The 3,728-nt window shown below is 63.1% G+C and carries 3 protein-coding genes; 2 read left to right on the top strand and 1 reads right to left on the bottom strand.

The features are described 5' to 3' along the window. The first annotated feature begins 111 nt into the window (after positions 1-111). On the top strand, positions 112-825 hold the full coding sequence (bdcA, locus tag MKK65_RS07710; RefSeq protein WP_279596593.1) for an SDR family oxidoreductase: 714 nt from the start codon (positions 112-114) through the stop codon (positions 823-825). Between the two features lie 348 nt (positions 826-1,173). Here the strand turns inward: bdcA and MKK65_RS07715 are convergent, their stop codons facing one another. Beyond that, positions 1,174-2,160, bottom strand: a complete 987-nt coding sequence (locus MKK65_RS07715; protein WP_243956816.1) for a CBASS cGAMP-activated phospholipase — start codon at positions 2,158-2,160, stop codon at positions 1,174-1,176. Between the two features lie 116 nt (positions 2,161-2,276). On the opposite strand from MKK65_RS07715, the gene MKK65_RS07720 reads away from it, so the two are divergent. Then, entirely contained in the window at positions 2,277-3,398 is a 1,122-nt protein-coding gene (locus MKK65_RS07720; RefSeq protein WP_243956818.1) for a CBASS cGAMP synthase, read from the top strand. Positions 3,399-3,728: the final 330 nt, after the last annotated feature.

Here is a 3,728-nt window from a genome sequence, read left to right on the forward strand (position 1 = left end):
CAACTGCATCCGACCGCATTCGTCGCTAGGCTATCGGCCGCCCGCGCCCGTCAGCTACCCCGATCTGGCCTTCCGCCTACCCATGGCCGCTACCATGCAGTAATCTCGCAACTGGCCCGGTCCAAAATACCGGTCAGGTCAGTACTCGGTGGTAGCCGGGGTATCGGGGCAGCCATCGTGCGACGCTTCAAGGCCGACGGAGCAAGGGTAGCCTTTACCTACGCTGGATCCCATAATGCGGCGGAACAACTCGCCCGGGAGACAGGCAGCACGGCCTTCAGAACGGATAGCGCGGACCGAGACGCGGTGATCGCTCGGGTGCGGGATTCCGGGCCCCTCGATGTCCTCGTCGTCAACGCCGGAATCGCCCTTTTCGGCGATCCCCTCGAGCAGGATCCGGATGAGGTGGATCGGTTGATCCGCATCAACGTGAATGCGCCCTACCACGCAGCCGTAGAGGCAGCTCGAACCATGCCCGCAGGAGGGCGCATCATCGTCATTGGCTCGGTGAACGGTGACCGCTGTCCCTTCCCTGGGCTTGCAGCGTACTCGCTGAGCAAGTCACCCCTGCAGGGGCTAGCCCGAGGACTGGCTCGTGACTTCGGCTCAAGGGGCATCACAGTAAACGTCGTGCAGCCCGGCCCCATCGACACCGACATGAACCCAGCAAACGGGCCCCACGCGGACGTGGTCAAGGCTACGATGGTGATGAAGCGTCACGGCAGGCCCGAAGAGGTGGCCGGTATGGTCGCTTGGCTCGCCGGCCCTGAAGCTGGTTTCGTGACCGGCGCAATGCATACAATCGACGGCGGCTTCGCTGCCTGACTACATGAGTGTTATTCACCACTCGGCGAGTGGGCGGCTCCCGCTCAATCGCAAATCACTGTCGTTACTCACTATCACACGGCTCTCACGGTCGTCGGAGATTATGCTGCTCCGACACGCAACCCCGCGCCTATCACCTTCCTCGATCGGCCTCTGAGCTATCAATGTTTTCTGCAGTAACCGCTCAATCGGGGGTTTCAGATACCGGTTGGGTAAACTCAGCGTGTCGGCACTCTCGCAAGCACCGCCAACTAGGGTCATTCTCCAGCATTTTAGCTGAGTAAGCCCCGATGCGTGACTGATCCGAAATGCCATGCTGAGCTCCGCAATAGCCTGATCAGAGAGAACTTAGTTTCTAACAAAATCCGGCTTGATTGGCCTATGCGCTAGCGCTTCGAGCACTTGCGGGGCGGTACATGCGCGTTGGTAGCTTCCCTCCGCCAGAGCAATAAGCGTACCCTGGGCGTGCTCGGTGGCGACGTCCAGGCCCACATCGCGCGCATGCTCGGCCGACGTTAAGGTGTCGATCCGATAGTATCTTTCTTTCAAGTCGTGCTTAAGCATGAAATCCACGAGCTGCTGCTGAACGCCGAAGACGGTCGCAACTAACCGCTCGTTCGTGATCCAGTCGGCGGGACCGAAGCTGGCTCCGAGCGACCTAGGCAGGCCGAAATTCGACGACGTCGTGCCGATGCTGAGCACCCGAATGTCGTCCCTCTTCTGGCCGGCGAAGTGGACGGCCTCATGCACGGCGCAGGCATCCGGTGAGTTCGCCGCCAAGCCGCCATCGGCGTAGAGGCTCTTGCCCACCGTCGCGAGCGGGAAGAATGTCGGGGCTGCCGAGGTCGCCAAAGCGATCTCGACGACGTTGCGATGCTGGTCCACGGTCAGGGTCGAGTGATGCGGTGTCTTGAACATTTGTACGCGACCGTCGGTCATGTTCACGGCCGGTATCAGAAGGCGCGTGCGCGCCGCGCCAAGCAAGGTAGCGGCCCCGACGATCCCCTGAACCGTTCGCCGAAGCTCGGTGGCCGTATATTTCGGGCCGCCTGAATAAGCCCGCCAGCGATCGATCTTACCGAGCAATCCGGATCGCGGCGGACGCCGGGGCGGAAAGATCGCCGCGCCGTTTTGGAGAAACGCATCGCGGATCGCCGTGGCGCGGTGTCCCAGCCCGAGCCCTAGTGCGATGATACCGCCGATCGATGTTCCGGCGATGAGATCGAAGCACTCACCGATCGGCCGACCCGCCTGCTTCTCCAGCTGGGCGAGCACCTCGGCGGTGAAAAGACCGCGGTAGCCGCCACCGCTCAGGCACAGAATCTGAAACGTCATGGTGTGCGACAACCCCGCTGGTTCTTGATCCGTTCCGCGAATCGCTTAATCTCGACGGTAGCGAGATCGCACCCGTCCGCACAGCAACGTTCACCGGCCGTCGCCGAGGATCCACGATGGCGAATGTCTCCAAGCTCCTGCACACCACCACCGACCCCGAGACCTTCCTTGTCAATCTCGAGGCCGAGGATAGCGAACTGAAGGAGGCGAAGCGGAAGATCCGCACGTGCCTGCGGCTCGCCTTTAGCGAGGCGTCCCGTGAGCGCTTCAGCGCGGACGTGCAGCCGCGGTTCTTCACGCAAGGCAGCAGCAGCTACAGGACACTCAACGATCCCGCATGGCCGCCGAGCCAGCAGAAGGATCTCGATGACGGCTGTTACCTCCCCTTGTCATTCGTGAAGGGCGAACAGCCGTCGCAGGCGGCAAAACAGTTTTTTGAGTTTGTCGATGCGGTCCTGAGCGAACTCGCAGAGGACGAGGGGTGGACGCTTATTAAGAAGCCGACCTGTGCGCGCCTCGAGATCGCGCGCGACGCCCACGTCGATATCCCCCTGTACGCCATTCCCGATCATGATTTCGCCCTGCTGGAAGCCCGGGCGCAGCGGATGGAGAAGGCCTATGATCACGCGCCGAAACGCTGGGAAGACCTGCCGTCGAATGCCGTGCTGCTCGCCCACCGCGACGACGATTGGGTCGCATCTGATCCGCGCAAGATCCATCGCTGGTTCCTCGACGCCGTCGAGATCTACGGCGAGCGGCTCAGGCGGGACTGCCGCTACCTGAAGGCTTGGCGGGACCACCACCACCTTGATGACGAGAAACTTTCCTCCATCATGCTGATGGCCTGTGCGCGGAGCGCCTACGAGGCGATCCGCCGGCCTTTCTTGCCCGAACGCGAGGATGAGCGCCTCCTGAGCATCGTCACACGCCTGCCTGCGATGCTGAGCCGGGATATGGCCAACCCGGCCAGCAAGGACGAGAACCTTAACCGGATGTCGCCCGAACAACGCGTTCGGACCGCCGCCGCCGCCGAGGTGCTCCGCGATCGCCTGCGGGAAGCGGTGCAGGCGTGCGACAAGAAGCAGCGTGCGATCTCGCTGATGCAGGCGGCATTCGGAACCCGGCTGCCCAACCGCCCGGATCTCGTCAGCATCCCTGTGCGAGCCGAGACGACCGTCGCCGCGCAGCCGAAGACGTATGTCTCCGCTCCTGTCGTCGGGCGCTCGCAGAGTGGCTGACGTCCGGACCGCAGCACGCCTCGCGGTCCACGACGCCCTGGGGCAGCGCGGATTTACGCGTCTGGCCCCGGTTTCAGACTCCCCGTTCTACGCCGGCGTGCTTCAACGGCACGCTGGAGCGATCCCTGTCGCGATCGAGGTGACCGATCTCGATTTCATCAGGTATCCCCGCATCCGCATCGAGCCCGACTGATCGGCCCCCACGAGGTGGTCCAAGGGTAGAGTTAGTGCACGGTGGGCCGCTCCGCCACGGGTAGCTTGGCCGGCGGAGCTGGTCTGGCAAGCGCAGCCGGCCAAGCGGAGAAGGCTGGCATGAACACCTCCGGGGCC

Origin of the sequence: Methylobacterium sp. J-001 (assembly GCF_022829565.1) — a bacterium.
GTDB lineage: Bacteria > Pseudomonadota > Alphaproteobacteria > Rhizobiales > Beijerinckiaceae > Methylobacterium.